29 protein-coding genes are annotated in these 23,796 nt (G+C 46.9%); 16 read left to right on the plus strand and 13 right to left on the minus strand.

Translation table 11 applies throughout. The features are described 5' to 3' along the window. Positions 1 to 31 precede the first annotated feature (31 nt). Positions 32 to 1,249 (plus strand): multidrug effflux MFS transporter, encoded by a 1,218-nt coding sequence (locus F9L33_RS09165; protein WP_152142447.1) that lies wholly within the window; start codon positions 32 to 34, stop codon positions 1,247 to 1,249. An 86-nt stretch (positions 1,250 to 1,335) separates the two neighbouring features. On the opposite strand, the gene F9L33_RS09170 is transcribed toward F9L33_RS09165, so the two are convergent. Beyond that, the gene (locus F9L33_RS09170; protein WP_152142448.1) at positions 1,336 to 1,908 is read right to left on the minus strand and encodes a TlpA disulfide reductase family protein; all 573 of its coding nucleotides are present in this window, start codon (positions 1,906 to 1,908) and stop codon (positions 1,336 to 1,338) included. A 29-nt stretch (positions 1,909 to 1,937) separates the two neighbouring features. Between F9L33_RS09170 and argH the strand changes: the two genes are divergently transcribed. Genes argH through F9L33_RS09190 form a run of 5 tightly spaced genes read left to right on the plus strand, consistent with a single transcriptional unit; the run spans position 1,938 to position 7,627 of the window. Then, a complete protein-coding gene (argH, locus tag F9L33_RS09175; protein ID WP_152142449.1) occupies positions 1,938 to 3,332 on the plus strand; it encodes an argininosuccinate lyase in 1,395 nt (464 codons plus the stop codon). Next, entirely contained in the window at positions 3,332 to 3,433 is a 102-nt protein-coding gene (locus F9L33_RS15900; RefSeq protein WP_226804054.1) for a lipoprotein, read from the plus strand. Before argH ends, F9L33_RS15900 begins: the two co-directional genes overlap by 1 nt. Positions 3,434 to 3,437: 4 nt before the next feature. Then, positions 3,438 to 3,752: a DUF2834 domain-containing protein gene (locus tag F9L33_RS09180; RefSeq protein WP_152142450.1), complete on the plus strand. Its 315-nt coding sequence runs from the start codon at positions 3,438 to 3,440 to the stop codon at positions 3,750 to 3,752. A gap of 6 nt (positions 3,753 to 3,758) precedes the next feature. Continuing rightward, complete coding sequence (gene lysA, locus F9L33_RS09185; protein ID WP_152142451.1) at positions 3,759 to 5,024, plus strand: diaminopimelate decarboxylase; 1,266 nt, start codon at positions 3,759 to 3,761, stop codon at positions 5,022 to 5,024. Positions 5,025 to 5,059: 35 nt separating this feature from the next. After that, positions 5,060 to 7,627 carry a TIGR02302 family protein gene (locus tag F9L33_RS09190; protein WP_152142452.1) on the plus strand — a complete coding sequence of 856 codons (2,568 nt, stop codon included), beginning with the start codon at positions 5,060 to 5,062 and terminating at the stop codon, positions 7,625 to 7,627. Positions 7,628 to 7,634: 7 nt separating this feature from the next. Here F9L33_RS09190 and F9L33_RS09195 read toward each other — a convergent pair whose 3' ends face one another. Continuing rightward, entirely contained in the window at positions 7,635 to 9,038 is a 1,404-nt protein-coding gene (locus F9L33_RS09195; protein ID WP_152142453.1) for a zinc-ribbon domain-containing protein, read from the minus strand. 160 nt (positions 9,039 to 9,198) lie between these two features. Here F9L33_RS09195 and F9L33_RS09200 point away from each other — a divergent pair, with 160 nt between their 5' ends. Genes F9L33_RS09200 through F9L33_RS09215 form a run of 4 tightly spaced genes read left to right on the plus strand, consistent with a single transcriptional unit; the run spans position 9,199 to position 12,136 of the window. Beyond that, complete coding sequence (locus F9L33_RS09200) at positions 9,199 to 9,876, plus strand: cell division ATP-binding protein FtsE (RefSeq protein ID WP_152142454.1); 678 nt, start codon at positions 9,199 to 9,201, stop codon at positions 9,874 to 9,876. A gap of 38 nt (positions 9,877 to 9,914) precedes the next feature. Beyond that, on the plus strand, positions 9,915 to 10,787 hold the full coding sequence (locus tag F9L33_RS09205; protein WP_152142543.1) for an ABC transporter permease: 873 nt from the start codon (positions 9,915 to 9,917) through the stop codon (positions 10,785 to 10,787). A 1-nt stretch (position 10,788) separates the two neighbouring features. After that, positions 10,789 to 11,523, plus strand: coding sequence for a 1-acyl-sn-glycerol-3-phosphate acyltransferase (locus F9L33_RS09210; protein ID WP_152142455.1), 735 nt, complete (start codon positions 10,789 to 10,791; stop codon positions 11,521 to 11,523). 4 nt (positions 11,524 to 11,527) lie between these two features. Further along, on the plus strand, positions 11,528 to 12,136 hold the full coding sequence (locus tag F9L33_RS09215; RefSeq protein WP_152142456.1) for a pyridoxamine 5'-phosphate oxidase family protein: 609 nt from the start codon (positions 11,528 to 11,530) through the stop codon (positions 12,134 to 12,136). A 33-nt stretch (positions 12,137 to 12,169) separates the two neighbouring features. Here the strand turns inward: F9L33_RS09215 and F9L33_RS09220 are convergent, their stop codons facing one another. From F9L33_RS09220 to F9L33_RS09235, 4 genes are all read right to left on the minus strand, one after another. Further along, complete coding sequence (locus F9L33_RS09220; protein ID WP_152142457.1) at positions 12,170 to 13,030, minus strand: DUF2189 domain-containing protein; 861 nt, start codon at positions 13,028 to 13,030, stop codon at positions 12,170 to 12,172. Between the two features lie 225 nt (positions 13,031 to 13,255). Then, positions 13,256 to 14,221: an acetyl-CoA carboxylase carboxyltransferase subunit alpha gene (locus F9L33_RS09225; protein ID WP_152142458.1), complete on the minus strand. Its 966-nt coding sequence runs from the start codon at positions 14,219 to 14,221 to the stop codon at positions 13,256 to 13,258. 66 nt (positions 14,222 to 14,287) lie between these two features. Next, on the minus strand, positions 14,288 to 14,764 hold the full coding sequence (locus F9L33_RS09230; protein ID WP_226804055.1) for a murein L,D-transpeptidase family protein: 477 nt from the start codon (positions 14,762 to 14,764) through the stop codon (positions 14,288 to 14,290). Positions 14,765 to 14,826: 62 nt separating this feature from the next. Then, positions 14,827 to 15,996 carry a MalY/PatB family protein gene (locus F9L33_RS09235; RefSeq protein WP_152142460.1) on the minus strand — a complete coding sequence of 390 codons (1,170 nt, stop codon included), beginning with the start codon at positions 15,994 to 15,996 and terminating at the stop codon, positions 14,827 to 14,829. Between the two features lie 122 nt (positions 15,997 to 16,118). Between F9L33_RS09235 and def (F9L33_RS09240) the strand changes: the two genes are divergently transcribed. Genes def (F9L33_RS09240) through fmt form a run of 3 tightly spaced genes read left to right on the plus strand, consistent with a single transcriptional unit; the run spans position 16,119 to position 18,052 of the window. Next, positions 16,119 to 16,634, plus strand: coding sequence for a peptide deformylase (gene def / locus F9L33_RS09240; protein ID WP_152142461.1), 516 nt, complete (start codon positions 16,119 to 16,121; stop codon positions 16,632 to 16,634). Next, on the plus strand, positions 16,634 to 17,140 hold the full coding sequence (gene def / locus F9L33_RS09245; RefSeq protein WP_152142462.1) for a peptide deformylase: 507 nt from the start codon (positions 16,634 to 16,636) through the stop codon (positions 17,138 to 17,140). Before def (F9L33_RS09240) ends, def (F9L33_RS09245) begins: the two co-directional genes overlap by 1 nt. Positions 17,141 to 17,143: 3 nt before the next feature. After that, complete coding sequence (fmt, locus tag F9L33_RS09250; RefSeq protein ID WP_152142463.1) at positions 17,144 to 18,052, plus strand: methionyl-tRNA formyltransferase; 909 nt, start codon at positions 17,144 to 17,146, stop codon at positions 18,050 to 18,052. On the opposite strand, the gene F9L33_RS09255 is transcribed toward fmt, so the two are convergent. After that, positions 18,049 to 18,612: a TetR/AcrR family transcriptional regulator gene (locus tag F9L33_RS09255; RefSeq protein ID WP_152142464.1), complete on the minus strand. Its 564-nt coding sequence runs from the start codon at positions 18,610 to 18,612 to the stop codon at positions 18,049 to 18,051. The genes fmt and F9L33_RS09255 overlap by 4 nt on opposite strands. Before the next feature lie 171 nt (positions 18,613 to 18,783). On the opposite strand from F9L33_RS09255, the gene F9L33_RS09260 reads away from it, so the two are divergent. Further along, the gene (locus F9L33_RS09260) at positions 18,784 to 19,257 is read left to right on the plus strand and encodes a YHS domain-containing (seleno)protein (protein WP_152142465.1); all 474 of its coding nucleotides are present in this window, start codon (positions 18,784 to 18,786) and stop codon (positions 19,255 to 19,257) included. 95 nt (positions 19,258 to 19,352) lie between these two features. After that, a complete protein-coding gene (locus F9L33_RS09265; protein WP_152142466.1) occupies positions 19,353 to 19,598 on the plus strand; it encodes a GlsB/YeaQ/YmgE family stress response membrane protein in 246 nt (81 codons plus the stop codon). Here the strand turns inward: F9L33_RS09265 and arsH are convergent. Next, positions 19,591 to 20,283, minus strand: a complete 693-nt coding sequence (gene arsH / locus F9L33_RS09270; RefSeq protein ID WP_152142467.1) for an arsenical resistance protein ArsH — start codon at positions 20,281 to 20,283, stop codon at positions 19,591 to 19,593. The genes F9L33_RS09265 and arsH overlap by 8 nt on opposite strands. 142 nt (positions 20,284 to 20,425) lie before the next feature. On the opposite strand from arsH, the gene F9L33_RS09275 reads away from it, so the two are divergent. Beyond that, complete coding sequence (locus F9L33_RS09275; RefSeq protein ID WP_152142468.1) at positions 20,426 to 20,716, plus strand: DUF1330 domain-containing protein; 291 nt, start codon at positions 20,426 to 20,428, stop codon at positions 20,714 to 20,716. Here F9L33_RS09275 and F9L33_RS09280 read toward each other — a convergent pair. The 5 genes from F9L33_RS09280 to F9L33_RS09300 all read right to left on the minus strand — a co-directional run bounded on the left by F9L33_RS09280 (position 20,713) and on the right by F9L33_RS09300 (position 23,728). Next, a complete protein-coding gene (locus F9L33_RS09280) occupies positions 20,713 to 21,132 on the minus strand; it encodes a VOC family protein (protein WP_226804065.1) in 420 nt (139 codons plus the stop codon). The genes F9L33_RS09275 and F9L33_RS09280 overlap by 4 nt on opposite strands. Further along, positions 21,062 to 21,514 (minus strand): ribonuclease HI, encoded by a 453-nt coding sequence (gene rnhA, locus F9L33_RS09285; protein ID WP_152142469.1) that lies wholly within the window; start codon positions 21,512 to 21,514, stop codon positions 21,062 to 21,064. Before rnhA ends, F9L33_RS09280 begins: the two co-directional genes overlap by 71 nt. After that, positions 21,507 to 22,097, minus strand: coding sequence for a class I SAM-dependent methyltransferase (locus F9L33_RS09290; protein WP_152142470.1), 591 nt, complete (start codon positions 22,095 to 22,097; stop codon positions 21,507 to 21,509). Before F9L33_RS09290 ends, rnhA begins: the two co-directional genes overlap by 8 nt. A 4-nt stretch (positions 22,098 to 22,101) precedes the next feature. Further along, positions 22,102 to 23,049 (minus strand): 4-hydroxy-3-methylbut-2-enyl diphosphate reductase, encoded by a 948-nt coding sequence (gene ispH / locus F9L33_RS09295; RefSeq protein ID WP_152142471.1) that lies wholly within the window; start codon positions 23,047 to 23,049, stop codon positions 22,102 to 22,104. 97 nt (positions 23,050 to 23,146) lie between these two features. After that, a complete protein-coding gene (locus F9L33_RS09300) occupies positions 23,147 to 23,728 on the minus strand; it encodes an NYN domain-containing protein (protein ID WP_152142472.1) in 582 nt (193 codons plus the stop codon). Between the last annotated feature and the right edge of the window lie 68 nt (positions 23,729 to 23,796).

Below are 23,796 nucleotides of genomic sequence, written 5' to 3' on the forward strand. Positions count from 1 at the left end.
TTGGTTTGATAAATCATCCAACGATGCCAGCATGAATAATAATCCCAAACATCGCTCTTTGGCCGAGTTTACAATCATGCTGGCCTTCATGATTTCCATCGTTGCGATGTCAACGGATGTCATGCTGCCCGCCTTATCTCTTATTGCAACAGACCTTGAATTGGAAAATTTGAACGACAGTCATTTCACTGTCTCATCTCTATTCCTAGGGTTTGCATTTGGGCAAATGTTTGTGGGGCCTTTATCCGATAGCTTTGGGCGAAAACCGATCGTTTATATCAGTTATATCATTTTTATTGTCGGGTGTTTGCTTGCTATTTTTGCAACCAGTTTCACTGTGCTTCTTATTGGGCGCGTTTTGCAAGGTATAGGTGCTGCGGGCCCGCGGATTATTTGCACGGCTATTGTGCGCGATGGATTTGAAGGGCGTGCGATGGCGCGGATTATGTCATTTATAATGGCGGTCTTTATTATCGTGCCTGCAATTGCCCCCGCGATTGGGCAAGGCGTGATATACATATCAGGATGGCGCGCCACATTTGTAATGCTTTTGGCGATGGCTGTTATTTCGTTTCTATGGTTCGGATTGCGTCAACCTGAAACCTTACCCAAGGCCGCGCGCAGAGAATTTTCATTCAAATCGGTCTGGTCAGGTGTCGTTGAGATCACAAAAATTCGCACGGCATTTGGTTATGCCATTACCACGGGTTTTATCTTTGGACCCTTTCTTGGATACCTTGGATCAGCCCAAGCAATTTTCCAAGAAACATATGGAGCAGGGTCATATTTCGCGCTTTATTTTGGAATGGCGGCTTTGGCTATTGGGTCAGCATCATTGTTGAACTCTGCATTGGTCATGCGCTTTGGTATGCAATTTTTAACCCTATGCGCCATTTTAAGCGGCATTCTTATTTCAATAACTTTTCTATGCATTGTTGCCAGCATGTCAGGTGTTCCGCCTTTATGGGCGTTTATGATGTGGCTAATTCCGACCTTCTTTTGTGTTGGTATTTTATTTGGAAACCTGAATGCTTTGGCGATGGAACCTCTGGGCGATATGGCAGGGCTTGGATCAGCTTTTGTTGGGGCAACATCGACAATTATCAGCTTGCCGATTGGTTTGATGATTAGTGATCAGTTCTCTGGAACTGTCATGCCATTGGTTCTGGGATTCGCAATCTTTAACATTATCGCTTTGATGATGATGAACTGGTCAAGAAGTGTACCAATTCTTACCCTAAAAATATAACGCCCAAACCCGAGCATAAGCGAGGGCCACGCCCAACGGGAGCAAGGCATCTTTGATGCCGCAGTCGACGGGCGGGAGGGGTTGCTTTAGCTTGTTGTTGGCATCAGCGCCTTTAAAACAGTCATGGCTTCTGGTGAATGCCAATCCGCATCCCCCAGCATACGGCCAATTTCCTGGCCTTCTGCGTTCAGGATCAGCGTTGTTGGAAGGCCAAAGACAGAATTTCCACGCCCCATAGATTGATCAGGGTCCAAAAGGATTGGCAGGTGTGTCACGTTCACTTTGTCAAAGAAGCGTTTCACCATTGGCACAGGGTTTCTGCCTGTTGCCACAGGCACAACAGCAAAGTGATCGCCACCAAGCTCTGCTTGCAGCGCATCAATCGCTGGCATTTCTTCGCGGCAAGGCGCACACCATGTGGCCCAGAAGTTCAGCAGAACAACTTTACCTTTGTAATCATCCAAGGATACTTCGTTTCCATCCACGTCTAAAAAGGTTTTGACTTTGATCTCACGTGGTTCGGAATGGAATACGAGCTTTTTCATATCACCTTCGCGCAATTCAGAGACGGCAGACAAATCTATCTTTTCTGCAAACACAGGATTTGCACCTAGCGTTAGGGCAGCGTATAGGATGCTGAATAGAAACTTACGGGTCATATTGGCCTTCTTGAATTACGGTTACGAACATGTCGGACAAAAAACAATCGAATGCAATGTGGGGCGGACGCTTTGCCAGCGGCCCAGACGCGATTATGGAGGCGATTAATGCCTCTATCGATTTTGATCAGCGCATGGCGCGTCAGGATATCGAAGGGTCACGTGCACATGCAGCGATGTTAGCCCAACAGGGTATTATCACAGATAGCGATGCTGAGGCCATTCGTGAAGGCCTGCTCACGGTATTGTCAGAGATTGAAACTGGGACGTTTAAGTATTCCAAAGCATTAGAAGACATTCATATGAATGTGGAAGCGCGTTTGAAAGAGATTGTGGGTGAACCTGCGGGTCGTTTACATACGGGTCGTTCGCGCAATGACCAAGTGGCATTGGACTTTAAGCTATGGACGCGTGATCAATTTGATGCGGCGATTTCAGGTTTGGATGCACTGATTAAAGCGCTTTTGGTTCAGGCCGAAGAACATGCCGATGTTGTGATGCCAGGGTTTACACACCTGCAAGTGGCGCAACCTGTAACATGGGGTCATCATATGATGGCCTATGTTGAGATGTTTGCCCGTGATAAATCCCGTATGATGGACGCACGCGCCCGTATGAACGAATCGCCATTGGGTGCGGCAGCCCTTGCTGGAACTGGTTTCAACATTGATCGGGATATGACAGCGAAAGCGCTTGGCTTTGATCGTCCATCTGCGAATTCATTGGATGCCGTGTCCGATCGTGATTTCGCGTTGGAATTCCTATCGTCATCATCAATCTGTGCGACTCACCTAAGTCGTTTTGCAGAAGAGCTGGTGATTTGGTCGTCCGCGCAATTCCGTTTTGTGGTTTTATCGGATCGTTTCTCAACGGGTTCTTCGATCATGCCGCAAAAGAAAAACCCTGATGCGGCAGAATTGATCCGCGCCAAGGTTGGTCGGATCAATGGGTCGTTGGTTGGCTTGCTTACTGTGATGAAAGGTCTGCCTTTGGCGTACTCCAAAGACATGCAAGAAGACAAAGAACAGGTGTTTGATGCGGCTGACAGTCTGATGCTGGCGTTGGCCGCGATGACAGGCATGGTTGGCGATATGAAGCCAAACGTTGAAAGCCTCGAAGTGGCGGCAGCCAGTGGATTTTCAACAGCGACTGATTTGGCCGACTGGTTGGTGCGCGAATTGGGCATGCCGTTCCGTGATGCCCACCACGTAACAGGTGCGCTTGTGAAAATGGCAGAGGACGGTGGTGTTGATCTGCCTGATCTGACATTGGAACAGATGCAATCTGTACATGCGGATATCACTGATGCCGTGTTTGGCGTGTTAGGGGTTCACAACTCGGTTGCCAGCCGTCTAAGCTATGGTGGTACAGCGCCAAAACGTGTGCGTGAACAAGTGGCGCGTTGGACAAAGGAATTGGGGTAATGGCAGTTCGTTTACTGGTTGTTATGGCTTTAAGCCTTGGTGTTGTGGCTTGCGGGGTAAAGGGTGATCCTTTGCCACGCACAGAGACATCTGAGGAATAAGCAGATGTTGCGCATGATCTACCTTGCATTGGCGGTGGTTGGAACGATCCAGCCTATGCGCTATTTTTTGCAATGGTTTAACGAAAACGGCTATGATCTGATGGCGATGGTGGATGCGTGGCATGTGAATGCGGCGACCAGTGGTTTGGTTTGGGATCTAACGATTGCCGCTGCTGCCCTGACCATCTGGATTTTAGCAGAAGTTTATGTGCGCAAGGATTATTGGGTGGCACCGATTTGTATTGGTGCTACGTTCTGTATTGGCGTCTCTTGTGGGTTGCCATTGTATTTGTATTTGCGCACGCGCCCGATCAAGTAGGACATCATGGATCATTTTATTTACAGAGATGGCGTGTTGCACGCCGAAGATGTGGCAGTGACTGAAATTGCTGCAACTGTTGGTACACCGTTTTATGCGTATTCAGAGGCAACTTTGGCACGCCATTTCCGCGTGTTTGACGAAGCTTTGGACGGTATGGATCATCTGATCTGTTATGCTGTGAAAGCGAACTCTAATGTAGCGGTTTTGAAAATTCTTGGCGACTTAGGCGCTGGTATGGATGTTGTCTCTGGCGGTGAGTATCTGCGTGCGAAAGCCGCGGGTGTTCCGGGTGATCGCATTGTATTTTCTGGTGTTGGAAAAACACGCGAAGAAATGCGTATGGTTCTGACAGGCGGTATTCGTCAGTTCAATGTTGAGTCTGAGCCCGAGCTGGCTGTGCTGAATGAAGTGGCTCAGGAATTGGGCGTAGTTGCGCCAATTACATTGCGTGTGAACCCCGATGTCGATGCGAAAACACACGCAAAAATTGCGACAGGGAAATCGGATAATAAGTTTGGTATTCCTATTGCAAAGTCGCGCGCAGTTTATGCGCAAGCCGCTGAAATGGCTGGGATCGAGGTTGTGGGCGTGGATGTTCACATTGGCAGTCAATTGACGGACCTTGAACCGTTTCGAAACGCATTCCTGAAAGTGCGCGAATTGACCGAAGAACTGCGTGCCGATGGCCACAACATTCGCCGCCTCGATTTGGGCGGTGGTTTGGGTATTCCTTATGCCCGTTCCAATGAAGCACCACCTTTGCCGATGGATTATGGCCAAGTGATCAAAGATACTGTTGGTGATATGGGCGTTGAGATTGAAATTGAGCCAGGCCGTTTGGTGGCTGGCAACGCAGGTATCATGGTGACCTCTGTTATTTACAACAAAGAAGGCGAAGGTCGTGATTTCCTGATTGTGGATGCTGCGATGAATGATTTGATCCGTCCTGCGATGTATGAAGCGCATCATGATATTATCCCTGTTCTGGAGCCAGAAGTGGGCGCCGATAAGGTAGAGGTTGATATTGTTGGCCCTGTTTGTGAAACGGGGGATACATTTGCCAAACACCGTATGATGCATCCTGTGGCGGATGGTGGCTTGGTGGCTTTCCGTTCTGCGGGGGCTTATGGCGCGGTTATGTCGTCGGAATACAACACGCGCCCAATGATCCCAGAGGTTTTGGTGAAAGGTGATCAATTTGCTGTCATTCGAGAGCGTCCGACGTTTGACGAAATGATAAATCGCGATAAGGTTCCAGAGTGGCTTTAGGGAATTTCCCCTGATCCCTTTTGGAAAGGCGGCTGATGGCTGAGCCTCAACCAGATAAGAAAAATACTACGCCTTCTTTGAGTAGATCATTGAGGGTTAAGATTCGGCTGTCTGGATTTGGGTTAACACTTGAACGGATTTGGCAGGCATTTTGGCCTGCGATGACAACAATTGTTTTGTTGATCAGTTTGATCCTTTGGGATGCGCATTTATATATGGATCATCCGATTGGGTTGATCATTTACAGTGCTTTGGCGTGCCTATCTTTGACCTTGATTGGAACAGGGTTTCGGAATTTTCAACGCAGCACAATGGATGATGCGGTTGCGCGATTAGATGCGAATGTTGCAGGGAAACCAGTAACAGCTTTGATGGACCGGCCCCTGATTGGCTCGCAAGATGCCGAAGCACAAGAATTATGGGCACTACACCAACAGCGTATGGAGGCGAAAGCGGCTGCGGTTGATGTGCCTGTACCCAATGCACGATTGGCGCGAAAAGACCCTTGGGGTTTGCGCCTTATCGCATTGGTGTTTCTAGGGTCAGCACTTTTATTCGCGCGTATGAACTCTGACGAAAGTCTATTGGATACTTTGCAAGATTTAGCTAGTGGAACAACAGAAACATCTGTGAGTTATGAAGCTTGGGCAGAACCACCTGCCTATACGGGATTTCCATCAATTTATTTGAATGACCTTGAAAAAGGAGCTGCATTGGAGTTGCCCGAAGGTACGCAATTTATTCTGCGCAGTTATGGGACATCTGCATTAAACATTGAAAGTGAAGTCGCGGATATGGCCGAAGGCCAAGAGGTCTTGGAAGGCGAGGCGAGTTTTAGTTTGCAAAGAAGCGGGGAATTGCGACTGAAGAAAGGATTTCGCACAGTTGGAATTTGGGATGTGACTATGATCCCTGATTTAGCACCAACTGTTTCGTTGACCGAAGATATCACACGGACTGTACAGGGATCATTGCAGATGGCTTATGCTGCAGGTGATGATTACGGCATTACGGGGGGACATGTTACGATTGCCTTGGAACTGGACAAGGTGGACCGGCGTCATGGTTTAATTCTGTCACCAGAAATAACAGATCCTGTAATTCTTGAGGTGCCTTTACCATTCAATGCAGATGTTAAAGATTTCGAGGAAACCTTGATCGAAGATTTAGCAGAACATCCGTGGGCTGGTTTACCTGTTACCATCACTTTGACTGTAGTGGATGCTGCAGGGAATTCTGCATCTATTAAACCTGTATCAGTTCCAATGCCAGGTAAACGGTTTTTTGATACACTGGCTGCTGCATTGGCTGAGCAGCGCCGTGATATTTTGTGGAATCGTGATAATGTTGAACGCGCGGATTTAATCTTAAAATCGTTGACGCATTTACCTGAGCGTGGATTCCAAAATGTGCGTGCCTATTTGATGGTGCGCTCAGTTATTCGTCGTTTGGGATATGATATGAACCGCCCGATTGATGATGTTTTGCAAGGGGATATTGCCAAAACTATCTGGCGGGCTGCGCTGCTGATTGAAGATGGTGATCTGTCGAATGCGGCGGAACGCTTGAAACGAGCACAAGAACGATTGTCTGAAGCTATGAAAAATGGTGCGACAGATGAAGAGATTGCCGAATTGATGGACGAACTGCGCGAAGCTACGGATGAATATATACGCGAGTTGGCAGAAAATGCGCAAAACCAAGACCGACAACAAGCACAGAATGAAAATGCACGTGAAGTTTCACCTGATATGCTTCAAGAAATGATGGATCGTATTCAGGAGTTGATGGAACAAGGGCGCATGGATGAAGCACAAGCATTGTTGCAACAACTTCAGCAGATGATGGAAAACATGCAAGTTACGCAAGGCGATCCACAAGGCGGTGGAGAACGGCAGGACGGCAATGAAGGTTTGCAAGATACTTTGCGCGAGCAACAGGAGTTGGCAGACGAGAACTTTCAACAGATGCAGGATGATTTTAATCGCAATCAGCGTGGCCAAAAACCAAACGGTCAGCAAAATGATCAACAGGGTTCGCAACAAGGGCAAGGTGGTCAAGACCCAACACAACAAAAACGCGGCGAAAATAGTAATGATGGTGAGGCTGGCGGTTTATCAGAACGCCAAGAAGCATTGCGTGAACTGATGCAACAGCAGTTGGATCAATTGGGTGAAGATGGATCAGAAGCAGGGCAAGCGGCGCGTGAAGCTTTGGAAGAGGCTGAACGTAAAATGGGTGAAGCTCGTGATAATTTGGAAGAAGGCAATGGTGCTGAGGCATTGAATAACCAGGCAGATGCTGTCGAAGCGTTACGCCAAGGAATGCGTCAGTTGGGTGAAGCTGAGAATCAGCAAGCACGTGAAGGCCAAGCCCGTGATGGGCAACAAGGCGGGGAAAGCAAAGGACCAGAGGGAGAAGATCCGCTTGGGCGTTCGTCTGCGGATGGTGGTACTGCTGGAAACAATGACCGATTGCTAAAGGACGGTTCTGATTTTCTTAAGTCCAAAGAGCTATTGGATGAAATTCGTCGCCGTTCAGGGGAACGTACACGTCCACAATTGGAATTGGATTATTTAGACAGATTGTTAGATAGATTTTAAACCCACCTTATCCAATCAAACCCCTTACTAAATCTATAAGAGGGCTTGCTGCACTCAAAAGTTGATCCACTAAACCAGTCACAATTTCTAAAACACCGGCCGCTTGTGGTACGTATTCTGTGATCACAGGTGCAAGCATATATAACGCGCCGATGATAATACAAAATAGGATCGCAAGCGTGAAGCCACGTAGAAAACCGCCAGATTTGGTTTTCGTGGTTTGCACTTCTTGTTCGTGTTCTGGAACACTTTCCGCATCTTGGACCAATTCAGATGTAAGTTCGTCTACGTCAGGGAACATGTCTTTAGCTGCAGTTGAAGAAGCGCCATAAAGTGTATCTGGTTCTGTATCTCCAGTTGGGAAAGCGCGTGGTTTTATTTTACGTGCTGACCGAGTTGTGTTCGCTTCAGCCTCGTTCTGTTCTGCGACTAGATCGGCGATTTCAGCATCTATCGTTGTCTCAGGCTCTGTAGCCCCAAGTTCAAAGTTTGAAGGTTCTACAATCTCTGAAACGTCTTCTTCTACTGGTATATTTGACTCGTAAAGATCATCTGATTTTGTGGGTTCAGGTTCCACTTCGGTGGTATCTGCTACACGTGAGCCGGAGCGTGTGGGCCGTGTGAATGGATTATCTGCACTGGATGGGCGTGCGGGAATTGGCTCGTCCACTGTTAATGGTGCTTCAATGGGCCCTAGGTCGGGAATGACTAGATCTTCTGGCGTACCAGTTTGCGCGTCTTCGGGAGCTTGTTCGTCTACAACATCTTCTATTGCAGCGTCTTCTGAACTCTCCAATTCCATGATGCGACGGCGGATTTCATCCATATCATCAGGTTCATCTAAAGCTTCTTCAGGTTCAGGGGGCGCAATGTCTTCTTCCTCTTCAACAAGAGGTGCCATTTCTGGTTCGGTTGTTTCTGGTAAGTCGGGCAAATCGTCCAAGATATCATCTAGGTTTAGGTCATCATCTTGCCCTGTTTCTTCAATAGCAGGAGCGTCTTCTTCGGCAGCGGGTGGTTTTTCCCCACTTGAAAACTCGGCCTCTTCACGGATCATATCCAAAGCATCTTGGTCCATACGGCTGGATGGTGCAGGCGGTTCTTGTTCGATTTGGAAATCGTCGCGTGGCTCTTCGGGTTCCAGATCATCAGGATTTGGAGCAACGTTTGCACGCGCACTTGCGAATGGTGTTGAAAGCTTTCCTTCAAGATCATTGAACAATTCAGGCGGCACATCGCTGTCTGGATCACCTACACCTAAAGGTGCTTCTGTATCTGCGGAAAACATCTGAATGGAGTCTTGGAACCAGTTATGACCACAGTTCGCGCATTGCACATCGCGGCCTTCTGGCGGAATAACATCTTGGTCTACTTCGTACTGTGCTACGCAGTTCGGGCAAATTAGCCTCATATTAACCCCATTCTTTTGTATGATTCTTGTTGGTCGAATCTTTGCTCATAACCCTTTTAGACACGAAAACCGCTTATTCCAAGCTTTTGTAGGGTTTTGTAGTGATTGCAACAGGCGGCAAGGTGATAGATATTAGCCAAAACAAGATTCGGAGCAGGCAGTGCTGCATTTACAGGAAGCAGGGTTCAGCTACGGTGGGCGAGAGATTTTATCTGGTGTAAATCTAGATGTTGCCCCTGGTAGCTTTTATTTTCTAACAGGCCCTTCTGGGGCAGGTAAAACAACGTTTTTACGCCTTTGTTATCAGGCTTTAATGCCAACCAAAGGGGTGGTGCGTATTCTGGATCGTGACGTGCGTGGTTTGCATCGCGAAGATATCGCACAAATCCGCCGTCGTATTGGTGTGGTGCACCAAGACTGTCAATTTGTGGACCATATGAATATGGAAGATAATATTCGTATGCCGTTACAAGTTTCAGGCCGAAACACGGAATTAGACGACAGAAGTTTTCAAGATTTGATTTCATGGGTGGGGTTATCTGCCCATATGAGCGCATTGCCGCCTGAGTTATCCAGTGGTGAACGTCAGCGTGCAGCATTGGCGCGTGCGGTTGTGATGTCTCCTGATTTGATCCTTGCTGATGAGCCCACGGGTAATTTGGATTGGGAAATGGCGCAGAAAATTCTGACGCTTTTGATTGAGCTGAACAAAATGGGTAAGACGGTGATCGTGGCGACCCATGATTTACAGCTGATCCGTATGGCAAAATCAAAAGTATCAACGCGGGTTCTGCGCCTTGCAAATAACAAAGTGCAATTGGCGGGGGTAGACCTGTGAACCGATTGAGCGCTTTGATCAATAATATTCGTGACTTGATGCAGGGTGATTTAACTGCTGATAGTGTTGTACCACCTTCTGGATACACGGCCAATCTTACGACATTCACGGCTGGTGCTATGGCATTTCTGGCTGTGTTCGCTTTGGCGTTATCTTTGGCAACAGGTCGTTTGGCTGATCGTTGGTCGGATGAATTGGCGCGTACAACAACCATTCGTATTTCAGCACCAGAAGGTCAGATGCAAGCGCAGCTGGATGCTGTGATTAATGTGTTGAACACGACATCAGGCATTGAATCATCAAGTGTGATGTCTGATGAAGCACAACGTCGTTTGTTGGAACCTTGGTTTGGACCAGATTTGCCAATTGAAACATTGCCTATTCCACGTTTGGTGGAAGTGATTGAAAAAGACAGCGGGCCAGATATGGAAGGGCTGCGTTTACGTTTAAGTGCAGAAGCGCCTGGTGCGGTTTTAGATGACCATACACGCTGGCGGCGCCCATTGGTGAATGCGGCACAACGGTTGCGGACGTTGGGGACATTCTCGATATTACTCATCATGGGTGCAACGGCTGCGATGATTACATTGGCTGCGCAATCTGCATTGGCGGCGAATGGTCAGGTTATATCTGTACTGCGCTTGGTTGGTGCGCGGGATGTTTACATTGCACGTGCTTTTGTACGCCGCTTTACAGTACGCGCTTTGTTGGGTGCTGCTGTTGGTACGGGTTTGGGTATGGTTGCGATGGTTTTTCTGCCTTCTGCGGCAGAGGAAGGTGCGTTTTTAACAGGGCTTGGGTTTCAAGGGTGGCATTGGTTAATCCCTGCTTTGATCCCACCATTGGCGGCGATTGTTGCATTTTGGGCGACACGCGGTGCAGCATTACGGGCATTAGCAAGGATTTCTTAAGATGCGTTTGATTTGGCAATATATATGCTCGGTAACATTTATTGTTCTGATGTATATTTGGATGTTGGTGCTGGGGCTTCTTGGGGCAATACCTGCTGCGTTTTCTGCAAAATGGGCAGGCAAAATCTTACAGATGTATTGTAAGCACATACTGTGGTTGGTGCGTGTGCTGTGTGGCATTACATATGAAGTACGTGGCGAAGTTCCTTTGGGAGATGTGGTTATAGCATCAAAGCACCAATCTTTTTTAGATGTGATTATGCATACGTATCTGTCACCGCGTGTCAATTTTGTGATGAAACAGGAATTGAAGTGGGCACCTATATTGGGGTTTTATGCGATGCGTATCGGGGCGGCTCCTGTGAAGCGTGGAGATAAATCCAAAGCGGTCAATCAGATGATGAAAGGTGTGGAAGCGCAGTTCAAGGAACCAAAACAGTTGGTGATTTACCCACAAGGCACGCGTGTGGCACCAGGTGATTTTAAACCTTATAAAGTTGGTGCTGCGGTGATCAGCGAACGCCAAGGCAAGCCATGTATTCCTGTGGCAACCAATGCAGGTGTGCTTTGGCCAAAACATGGATTACTGCGTAAACGCGGTAATGTTGTGTTTGAATATTTAGAGCCGATGCCAAAAGATTTATCTGTGGAAGATTTCACCAAAGAATTAGAAGCGCGTATCGAACCCGCATCAAATGCATTGATGGCGGAAGCTGGATTTGTAAAAAAGGATTAGCGACATGACTGTGATCAAAACGGTAGCTGAGATTGAAGTCATTTATGGCAAACCGAAAGCACCGTCATTGGTTAAAGTTGCTGATCATATCACCCCTGAATATCGTAAATGGGTTGCCTCCAGTAATTTCTGCGCTTTGGCGACAGTTGGACCAGAAGGCGTGGATGCATCACCACGTGGTGATGAGGGTGAAGTTGTTTTTGAGCTGGATGAGAAAACATTGGCGATGCCTGACAGGCGGGGCAACAACCGCATGGACAGTTTGCGCAATATCGTACGGGATGGTCGTGTAGCATTGATGCTGCTGACCAAAGGGTCAAGTACGGTTACGCGGATCAATGGACGTGCAGAGGTATCTGTTGATCCTGCGTTAATAGAACGGTTCATGATGAAAGGCCAAGCACCGCGATCTGTGATCGTTATTCATATCGAAGAGGTTTATTTCCAATGCGCGCGCGCTGTGATGCGGGCTGGTTTATGGGATAATGATAAATGGCCTGATATTAGTGATCTGCCAACGGCTGGGGATATTTTGAAGGCGCAGACAGGTGACTTTGATGGCGAGACATATGATAAAGAATGGCCTGAAAAGGCAAAAGCAACCATGTGGTGATGGTTGCTTTTATCTAGAGTGTATAGCTGCGTTTTAGTACTCGCTGACTGCTTTTCTAAACAGATGCCATGTCGCGTGACCAATGATTGGCATAACGAAAACCAAACCGATTAGAGCAGGGATAGACCCAAGGATTAACGCAGCTGCAACGATCAAACCCCATGTTGCGATTGTGCGAGGGTTCTTTGCTGTTAATGCGATGGATGTTTTTACCGCAGAACGCACGCTGATTTTACGATCCAAAAGCAATGGGAATGATACGACACTTGTTGCTAAAACAACTGCTGCGAAGATAAAGCCAACGCTGATACCAATGGCGATCATGGCCCAACCTGCTGGTGTTGATAGGGCATCTGTAATGAATGCAGCTGTTGAGGCAGGTAGTTCTGGACCCATAGTTTGTGCATAAATAAATATTGATGCGTTTAACCATGCAACGAATGCCAATGCATGGAATAGGCCAAGAATAAAGACAGCCATGATACGTGAAGATTTGATCACATCAAATAAGACCAGCCAGTTGGCATGTTCACCCTGTTCACGGCGGCGACTCATTTCATACAGGCCAACGGCCGCGAAAGGGCCGATGAGGGCGAAGCCTGAAAGGATTGGGAAAATCAATTGCGGGACGCTGCCATTTAATGTGGCCCAAACCATCAATGCGCCGATGAATGGGTATAGTAAGCTTGCAAACAGAACATCTGTGCGGAATGCTGTGAAATCTTCATATCCTTTTTTCAATGCGTCTTTCAGATCATCCGTTGTGATTTCACGCACTTTTGGCATGCTGTCATTCTGCGAGCTTAGTGTTTCTGGAATGTTGCTGGCGTGTTTAAAAGTCGTGCTTAATGCGTTTGCAAAGTAAGATATTGGGTTTCCTATTATATGTGCCATCTGGGCCTCCTATGCGTCTCATCATCTATGGCCGTAGGCGTTATATTGGTGCCATTGGCGTATAATGATCATAGGACGGATTGCGATAACGATGTGGTCACAAGCCTGCTGGGTTTTTGTAACATAAAACGGAAAAAGCGCCTTAAATCCTTTATTATTAAGGGTTTTATAAGCGCTTTTAAATGTTCGTTACGTAAGGTTAAGTGCTGTAATCAGGTGCGAATTTTATGCAACCAATGATTTGCTGCCCAAATCTAAAAACTTTTTGCGACGCGCCGTGATCAAGTCTTTGCCCGATGTTTTGCTTAAATCTTTAAGCAGCTTATCGATGGCTACGCGGACGTTTTCCAATGTTGCGTCTTTATCGCGCTGAGCACCGCCCAGCGGTTCATCAACGATCACATCTGCAACGCCAAGTTTTTTCAAATCTTGAGCTGTCAGGCGTAACGCTTCTGCGGCTTCGCGCATTTTTTCAGCGTCTTTCCATAGAATAGAAGCACAACCCTCTGGTGAGATCACAGAGTAAACAGAGTGCTCTAGCATCACCAAACGGTCGGCAGATGCGAATGCAACAGCACCACCAGAACCACCTTCGCCGATGATGATAGAAATCAATGGAACGCCCACTTGCAGACATTTTTCAGTAGAACGTGCAATCGCTTCTGATTGTCCGCGCTCTTCGGCACCTTTGCCAGGGAATGCACCTGGTGTGTCCACAAGTGTAATGATCGGCAGGCCAAAACGATCAGCCATTTCCATCAAACGGATGGCTTTGCGGTAGCCTTCTGGGCGTGCCATACCAAAGTTGTGGTGCAGGCGTGAATTTGTGTCTTTGCCTTTTTCGTGACCGATCACCACAACAGGTTGATCACCAAAACGGGCCAAGCCGCCCATAACAGCACTGTCGTCAGCAAAGTTACGATCGCCTGCAAGCGGTGTGTATTCTGTGAAAAGAGCGTCGATATAATCAGAGCAATGTGGGCGGTCTGCGTGACGGGCCACTTGGCATTTGCGCCATGGTGTCAGGTCTTTGTACAAGTCTTTAAGCATTTTATCTGCTTTTTTATCCAAAGCAGCCGCTTCTTTTTCAACGTCCACGTCATCTTCGCTTTGTTCAGCCATTGCTCGTAATTCGGCAGCTTTGCCTTCGATTTCAGCCAATGGTTTTTCAAATTCAAGATAGTTTTTCATGTGTACATCTTTGCTTGTGTAATCGTTCATCCATATATGGCGAAGCCGCAGATGAATTGCAACGCTTTAAGGGCGTATTTCGATGGGGGTTCCGATTGGTACAGCATCCCAAAGTTCGCGCATTTCAACGTTGGAAACAGCAATACATCCCGCAGTCCAGTCCCCTGTCAGCGTCAACTTATCTAACAATCGGTTGGGCTGCCCATGGATGAATATATCACCACCTGGGTCATAGTTACCTTCACGTGCACGTTCTAAATCTTTGGGCAGGGGATAATTCAGGCCAAGTGATAACGTGTAGCTGCTTTGTGGGTTGCGACGGTTTATTTTATACAAACCCTCTGGGGTTTTCCCATCACCTTGTTTAACTTTGTCACCGCTTGGGGCAAAGCCAAGGGAAATGGGGTATTCGCGCACAGGTTTGCCTGATTGATAAACTGTCATAACCCGTTTTGTTTTTTCCACCAAAATATGATCGATATACCCTATGATGGGCGCTTTGGGTTGTTCTGGTGGAATAACAGGCGCAACAGGATATTTCATCCACACCCAGATGCCACAAAGCGTGATAGTGAGGAGTATTAAGAGCTTACGCATATCGTGTATTATTGCAGATCAGAAAAAGCTTTTTGCAAACGACTGACGGCTTCTTCGATCACAGAGCGAGGGGCTCCTAGGTTAAAGCGTAAGAAACTATCGCCACCTAATCCAAAGGTTGTGCCGTCGTTCGGGGCGATTTTGGCAACCTTTCGGACGCGATTGATGAACTCTTCAGTTGCCATACCTGTGCCAGAAAAATCGACCCATGCAAGGTATGTGGCTTCTAGGTTCATCGACTTAAGGCCAGGTATGGCGTTTACACCTTCGTCGAATACGCGTTTGTTTTCTGCTAAATAAGCTACCAGTTCGTCAACCCATGCGTCACCGCCTGTATAGGCTGCTTCTGCCATGTAAAGGCCAAAGCTGTTGGCGGATATACCACCTGCAACCATTGTGGTCGCAAATTTTTCACGCAGAGATTTGTCATGGACGATAACGTTGCCTGTATGATTGCCTGCGATATTGAAGGTCTTGCTGGGGGCGGTCATTATCACCAGACGGTCGCTGATTTCGGGAACAGCGTTAGGCATAGGGATATGCTTGTTTTCACCAAATACCAGATCGTGATGGATTTCGTCAGACACAAGGATGAGGTCATGTTTCACGCAAAAATCTGCCACACCTTGAAGTTCTTCTTGTGTCCAAACGCGTCCACCTGGGTTATGGGGTGAACAGAACATGAGCATCTTCTCTTTGCCCGTTAGAACGTCGTCATAGGCATCGAAATCCATCGTGTAATGCCCATCGGTGTTGACCATTTCGCATTCGGTAATCGTGCGCCCCGCTGCTTTGATATACTTGGCAAAAGCATGGTAAACAGGTGTGAATAATACGACTGCATCGCCTGGATCAGTAAAAGCTGCAGTGCATAAGGCTGTGCCATTCCCTAATCCGTGGGCTGTAAATATGGATTCAGGATCAACCGCCCAATTATGGCGGCGTTCCATCCAGCCGCAAATTGCAGCGCGATAAGATGCTTCATCTGCATAATAACCAAATACACCATGATCTGTCATTCCTATGATAGCATCCAGTACGCATTGGGGCGGTTTGAAATCCATGTCAGCGACCCACATGGCCAATCCATCGTCTGGGCTGACGCCATAGATTGGTTCCATCATATCCCATTTACTGGAGTGCGTATTGCGGCGGTCGATGATTTCGTCAAAACTCATAGTGGTCTCCTTTATGCGGAAGCTTATCTAATGCCAGAATGGGGGCAAGCATGATTTTGTACCAATTTTACGGTACAATGAAGGTTCTTGAACCCGCGCCGTGTTTCGCATAAATCGCTGATATGATTTTACCGATCCTAATACACCCCGACCCCCGCTTGAAAAAGCTGTGCGACCCATTTGATGGGGTTGATGATGATGCGCGTGCTATGGCTGATGCTATGTTAGAGACTATGTATGATGCGCCCGGCGTTGGGTTGGCCGCTCCACAGATTGGTAAGACCGTGCGTATGTTCGTGATGGATTGTGCCAAAGATGAAGAAGACCCAAACCCAATGGCGTTGTTCAACCCTGTTGTGACATGGGCTAGCGAAGAGAAAAATGTGCATGAAGAGGGATGTTTGTCTATTCCAGGGCAGTTCGAAGATGTGACACGTCCAGCGGAAGTGAAAGTTGGCTTCATTGATAAAGACGGTAAAGAGCAAGAAGAGCATTTTACTGGGCTTTGGGCGACATGTGCGCAGCATGAAATTGATCATTTGGATGGTATTTTATTCGTGGATTATTTGAGCCGTATGAAACGATCAATGATCACAAAGAAGATGCAGAAACTGAAAAAAGAATTGGCAGCTGGGTAATGCCAAAGCGTCCATTCCTTGCCTATCCTGACAAGCGGTTGAAAACAGCTTGTGTGCCTGTAGAGGCAATCACAGATGAAGTCAGAAGCATTTGGCAAGATATGTTGGACAGTATGTATGCGATGCCGGGTGTTGGTTTGGGTGCCAATCAGATTGGTGAAAGCTTGGCTTTGGCAGTTGTGGATTGTTCTGAGAATTATGATCAACCTGTGCGCATGGCGAACCCAAAGGTTCTGCACGCATCTGCGAAGATGCGCACCCATGAAGAAGGTAGCCCGAATTTGCCAGGACTTTGGGCGAAGCTGGATCGTCCACGTGCAGTGACTGTAGAATACATGGACGAGCATGGTGCGATTGTTGAAAAGGACTTTGTTGGCCTGTGGGCAACGTCTGTCCAACATCAAATCGATCATTTGGACGGCAAAATGTTTTTTGACCGTTTAAGCCCTGTTAAACGTAAGATGCTTTTGGCGAAAGCTGCTAAGCAAGCGAAGCGGAAGGGGTAGGATATGCGTATTGTCTTTATGGGAACCCCAGATTTTTCTGTACCAGTTTTGGATGCATTGGTGAAAGCTGGACATGAAGTTGTAGGTGTTTACAGCCAACCACCACGTCCTGCGGGGCGCGGTAAAAAAGAACGCCCATCGCCTGTACAAGCCTTTGCCGAAACGCTTGGATTGCCTGTCTATCATCCGTTGAATTTCAAGGATGCGGCTGACGTTGCTACATTTGAAGCACTCAATGCTGATGTCGCGGTTGTTGTGGCTTATGGTTTGATCTTGCCACAAGTGTTGCTGGATGCGCCTAAGTTTGGATGTCTGAATATCCATGCTTCACTCTTACCGCGTTGGCGGGGCGCTGCACCCATTCACCGCGCGATAATGGCAGGTGATACGCAAACGGGTGTTTGTATTATGCAGATGGAAGCTGGGCTGGATACGGGGCCAGTTTTGCTGCGCGATCAAACGGATATTTTGACGTCTGACACGACATTGGTTTTACATGATCGTCTGGCAGATATGGGCGCGGATTTGATTTTACGTGCTTTAGATGAATTGCCAGATTTAAAGCCTGAAGTTCAAAGCGCTGATGGCGTTACCTTTGCTGAGAAGATTGATAAAGCTGAGGCAAAGATTGATTGGGCGCAGGATGCAGAGACAGTTGATCGTTTGATCCGTGGCTTATCCCCATTCCCTGGGGCTTGGTGCCAGATCGATGGGCAACGCGTGAAGGTTTTGAACAGCTGCATTGCGGATGACAACGGTACAGCAGGTGTTGCATTAGATGATGCGCTGACAGTTGCCTGTGGTACAGGTGCGGTTCAATTGTTGCGTTTGCAGCGTGCAGGCAAAGGTGCGATGGATACGGCTGATTTTATGCGTGGATTGCCTGTCGCCAAAGGTACCCAGTTGAGTTAATCGACGATTGCTTTGATCGTCACTAAATATCCTGACAAATCATTCCCTGCTTTGCTGAGTGCTTGGGCGCCATAATAAAGCTGTAGTAAAGCTTGTGCCTGTGCTTTGGCTGTCTCAGTGTCTTTGCCAGCATCCTCTAATATATCTTGTAAAGTTGAAGCGATTGCGGCTGACATACGTGCGGCAGCATCTGCTATTTCAGGGTTGGTTGTTCCAAATTCGACCATTGCATTACAGATGAAACAGCCACGACGATTTTCAATTGGACCTGAATTGTCGATCTGATTGAAGAGATAAAGCAGACGTTCCGCAAGTGGGATATCTGGGGATTGGGCTTTTAGCTCTTCTAATAATTTCGCCAGATACACATTTTCGTACCGATCAAGGGCCGCGATATAGGCGAGGTGTTTATCAGTGAAGGCTGCATAGAATGACCCGCGTGATAATTCCATCGCGTTTAAAAGATCAGGAAGGTTGGTCGACCCATAGCCCTGTTTCCAGAAAATGTTAATTGCACCATCTAATGCGGTGTCTTGGTCAAACTCTCTTGGGCGTGCCATTTATAATCTTTCATTTACTCACGATTATGTGTTTTGTACCATTTGGTTTATAATGATACCACATCTTTAATCAGAAGGGCGATAGAAATTTTATAAAGCTATCGCAGTCTCCTCTGACCTTACAATTTAATAGTTCAAACACTGGCTTTGAGCCAGAAAAGGAGAAATAAAATGAAATCATTTATTCGTGCAGCCGTATTAGGTGTAGCAGTAGCAACTACAACTGTAACAAGCGCATTCGCTGTTGATGAGCTAAATGTAACAGCAACTGGCTTGGCTATGCGTGGTTATGACCCTGTGTCATATTTCAATGGTGGCCCACAAGAAGGTGCATTCAACATCACAGCAGTGCATGAAGAAGCAACTTACCGTTTCGCATCTGAAGAGAACAAGAAAACATTCTTGGCTAACCCAGAAGCATATACACCAGCATTCGGTGGTTACTGTGCATATGGTCTGTCTGTAGGTTCTAAGTTCGATGGCGATCCAAACGTTTGGGCAATTGTTGATGACAAACTTTACCTGAACCTTTCAGCACCAGTTCAAAAATTATGGAACAAAGATCAAGCTGAGCATTTGGTTAATGGTAATGCAAACTGGGAAAAGATCGAACACACAGCCGTAGCTGATACACTACCAAAATAATACAGTCCTGTATTAACCTGCTTTCTGAAAGGCGGTGCATATTGATATGTACCGCCTTTTTACTATGTAATATGTATACCTTGTAGGAGATACATATGCCGTTTTTACTAACTATGATTGTGGGCGCTGCAGCTGGATTATTAGCTGTACGCTTTATGAATGTTCAAGCCAGTGCGTTGGTCGCCGTGGCGATTGGTGTTCTGGGCGCAATCGTAGGCGGTATTGTTTTACGTGTCTTAGCGGCAGCCTTTATTGGTACATCTAGTGTGTTAAGTATTTTTATCGGCGGTTTATTAGGGGCTGTTGCCCTAATCTGGATATACCGCCGATACTTTAAATAGACTTTTGGTTCACACGTTTTGAAAGCTCTTCGCGTGTTTCGACACGTTCACTGTAACGATCAACCAGATAATCTTTGCGGTCTTTGGTCAGTACGGTGAATTTTACCAGTTCTTCCATCACATCGACCATGCGGTTGTAAAACGGGCTTGGCTTCATGCGGTCATTATCGTCGAACTCTAAAAATGCTTTTGGTACGGATGATTGGTTTGGAATTGTCAGCAATCGCATCCAACGCCCCAAGATGCGCAATTGGTTTACAGTGTTGAAACTTTGTGACCCGCCGTTGACCTGCATCACAGCCAGTGTTTTCCCTTGGGTTGGGCGCACGCCACCGATAGGTGCTAATGGAATCCAATCGATTTGTGTTTTCATAATACCAGTCATGGCACCGTGGCGTTCTGGTGAACACCAAACCATGCCATCTGACCACATTACAAGATCGCGTAATTCTTGCACTTTGGGGTGCGTCTCATCGTGATCGTCTGGCAAAGGTAATCCAGAAGGATCGAATATTTTGGTTTCAGCGCCATAGCGATTTAACACACGTGCAGCTTCTTCGGTCATCAAGCGACTGAAAGAGCGATCACGTAGTGAGCCGTAGAGTAACAGGATTTTTGGCGCGGTTTCTGAGTTGCTTTCAATCGCATGAAAACAAGCATCATTTATGTTTGGTGTATCAGACATAGTGGCATCCTTTTGTTGCGACGGTCTTTGATGATTTGGAGATGCAAGTCAAGTTTGCCATCTGCGAATTCGGTTGGATTGTTCTGCACGCCAGTATAGCATTTTTGTAAAAGTTATTTGTCAAACCTAAAGGAAATTCAAAATGGTTGCTTATGTTGTTGTTGATACCAAGATTACCAATGCAGAAGTTTATGAAACCTATAAAGCACAGGCAAAACCGATTGCCGAGAAATACGGCGGCGTTTACCGCACGCGTGGTGGCGAAATGGATGTGTTGGAAAATGATCTGTGGGCACCAACACGTATTGTGATTGTGGAGTTCCCATCCATGCAAGCGGCACGTGACTTTGTACATTCAGAAGAATACCAACCTGTGAAAGCAATCCGCCACGCGAATGCAGAATGTACGTTGGCCATTGTGGACGGCGTTTAGATATCTTCTTTACAAATGGCGCGATCAATTTCCATCAGCTCAACGGGCGCGCCATTTACTTCAATAAAGGCCACTAGCAAGCCGTCTATAGGGCTATTGGGTTCAATAATAACAGTCATCCCTTTTAAGGCTTCTGCTAAATTATCAACTTCAAAAGCAACATGTGGAACGGTCTTAACCAAATCAGGATAAGGGGCATTGTCATGGTATCGTTGCCATTGAATGCCGAATGGGTTGTTTTTGTGATCGCTGACGGTCATTCCAAGATGTTTTAGAACAATTTCGCCGTCAAAATCATCAGTTGTCGGAATGCCAATGTGATTAAATTTCATATCAGTCCATTGATTAAGGTTTAAACGGTTCCATACCAGCACGCGCCAATTCATCGGCACGTTCGTTTTCAGCATGCCCTGCATGCCCTTTAATCCACTCCCAAGTGACTTGGTGGCGTTTGGTGGCCTCATCTAAACGTTTCCAAAGGTCTGCGTTTTTAACAGGTTTTTTAGAGGCGTTTTTCCAGCCGTTTTTCTTCCAACCGAAAATCCAACTGGTGATGCCGTCTTTGACATAAGAACTGTCTGTCACCACTGTAATCGCGCTGGGCTTGCCAAGTGTTTCCAATGCTGTGATTGCTGCCATCAATTCCATTTGGTTATTTGTTGTATGTTCTGAGCCGCCTTTTAATTCGCGCTCTTTGATGACTTTGTCGCCCTCTTTTGCAAACAATAAAACACCCCATCCCCCTGGACCTGGATTGCCTGAGCAGGCGCCGTCTGTGTATGCGTATAGATCAGGCATGGGCGGTTACAATCATGAAAGGGTCTTTGGTGCCAGCCATGCCTTTTTCGGCGCTGTGGCGTGTGGTGAGAATGGTAAAGCCAGCGTCAGTCATTAAATCGTGCAACTCGTGCTCTTCGTAATATGTATACATACGCTCCAGATCATCGCGTTCTGAACCTGTCCCTGTTTTCAGACCAATATGAAAGTGCCCTGATGGTTTTAAAGCTTTATAGATGGCGGACAGATGACGTGGCATATCAGCTTTTGGGGCATGCAACAGGCTGAAATTTGCCCAGATGCCATCATATTTAGCTTCTGCAATTAGGTCATCGAATGTGGCAAGTCTCGCATTCACGCCGAATTTGGTCTTTGCCATTTTGACCATTTCAGAAGAGGCATCAATCGCATCTACAACCAGTCCTGTGTCTTGCATCATCATTGCGGAATTGCCTGGGCCGCAGCCCAAGTCCAATACCGCCCCACCTTTGGGAACAGCATCCAGAAAGTTTTGCAAATCTTGGTCTGGCATGGTGCGACTGACCAATTCGACATAAGTCTGTGCGCGCTTATTATAAGTATCGATCGTCTGTTTATCTGGCATACGCTTAAGCGGGCTCTCTTAGAACGCGAGGAACTTTGAATTCTACATTCTCAACAGCAGTTTCAACAATCTCTGTTGTAACGTCGTAGCGATCTTTGAATGCATCAATAACTTCATTGATTAGAATTTCAGGAGCAGAAGCGCCCGCAGTGATGCCAACGGATTTCACGCCATCCATAGCGCGCCAATCAATGTCTTTTGCGCGTTGAACCAATTGAGAATAGTTGCAACCTGCGTTTGAGCCAACTTCAACAAGACGTTTTGAGTTTGAAGAGTTTGGTGCGCCAATTACCAGAAGCGCGTCAATTTTTGGGGCAACAGCCTTTACCGCTTCTTGGCGGTTGGTTGTGGCGTAACAAATGTCTTCTTTGTGTGGGCCAACGATATTAGGGAAACGGTTTTGCAGGGCTTTTACGATTTCCACAGTGTCATCCACACTTAAAGTAGTCTGTGTGATATAAGCCAGCTTATCTTCATCACGTGGTGTAAGTGTAGCAACATCCGCTGGTGTTTCCACAAGCAGAACTTCACCTTCTGGCAATTGACCCATTGTGCCGATGGTTTCTGGGTGGCCTGCGTGGCCAATCATTACCATTTGCAAGCCGTTCTGATTATGACGATCCGCCTCGATGTGCACTTTGGAGACCAAAGGGCAAGTTGCATCGACATAGATCATGTTGCGATGTTCAGCGGCAGCTGGCACAGATTTTGGAACGCCGTGGGCTGAAAAAATCACAGGGCGATCTGTTGGGCATTCGTCCAGTTCTTCGACAAAGACGGCTCCTTTGTCACGCAAACCATCGACGACGTATTTATTGTGTACGATTTCATGGCGCACATAAACAGGCGCGCCCCATTTTTCGATCGCCATCTCAACGATCTTAATGGCACGGTCAACACCAGCGCAAAAGCCGCGCGGTGCTGCTAAGTAAAGATTCAATTTCTGTTTCATAAAAAGGGATATGCCACAGTTCCTGAAATGATTTAAGCCCCAAACTTACGTTCGGAGCTTAGCTTATTAGTCTTTATATTTTTACAGGTCAGAGATGTTAATCAACTGGCTCTGGATCTGGATACATTGCCGGAGCGTTTTCGTCTTCTGGACGTGGTGGGCGACCCACAACATCGCGCAACTCATCCAATTCGATAAAGTTGTCAGCCTGACGGCGCAATTCGTCTGAAATCATTGGTGGTTGCGAACGGATTGTAGACACAACAGAAACGCGCACGCCTTGGCGTTGTAGCGATTCAATCAACGGACGATAGTCGCCGTCACCAGAGAAGATCACCATATGATCAACGTGTGGTGCAAGTTCCATAGCATTCACGGCCAATTCGATGTCCATATTGCCTTTGACTTTTTTGCGGCCCATAGAATCAGTGTATTCTTTGGCTGCTTTTGTCACCATTGTGAAACCGTTGTAGTTCAGCCAATCGACCAATGGACGGATTGGTGAATATTCATCGTTTTCTAAAAGTGCTGTGTAGTAAAAGGCGCGTAATAGTTTGCCTCTGCGCATAAACTCAGTTCGTAATAGCTTATAGTCTATATCAAAACCAAGCGATTTGGCTGCGGCATATAAGTTTGAGCCGTCGATAAAGAGGGCTAATCGCTCGTCGCGGTAAAACATAATGTTTCCTTTTTAAAGTTTCTTTCGTAATGAAGCTCAACCAATGAATTGTAGTATTGCGTGTACCC

The organism is Amylibacter sp. SFDW26 (assembly GCF_009184395.1).
In the GTDB taxonomy this organism is placed as follows: Bacteria; Pseudomonadota; Alphaproteobacteria; order Rhodobacterales; family Rhodobacteraceae; genus Amylibacter.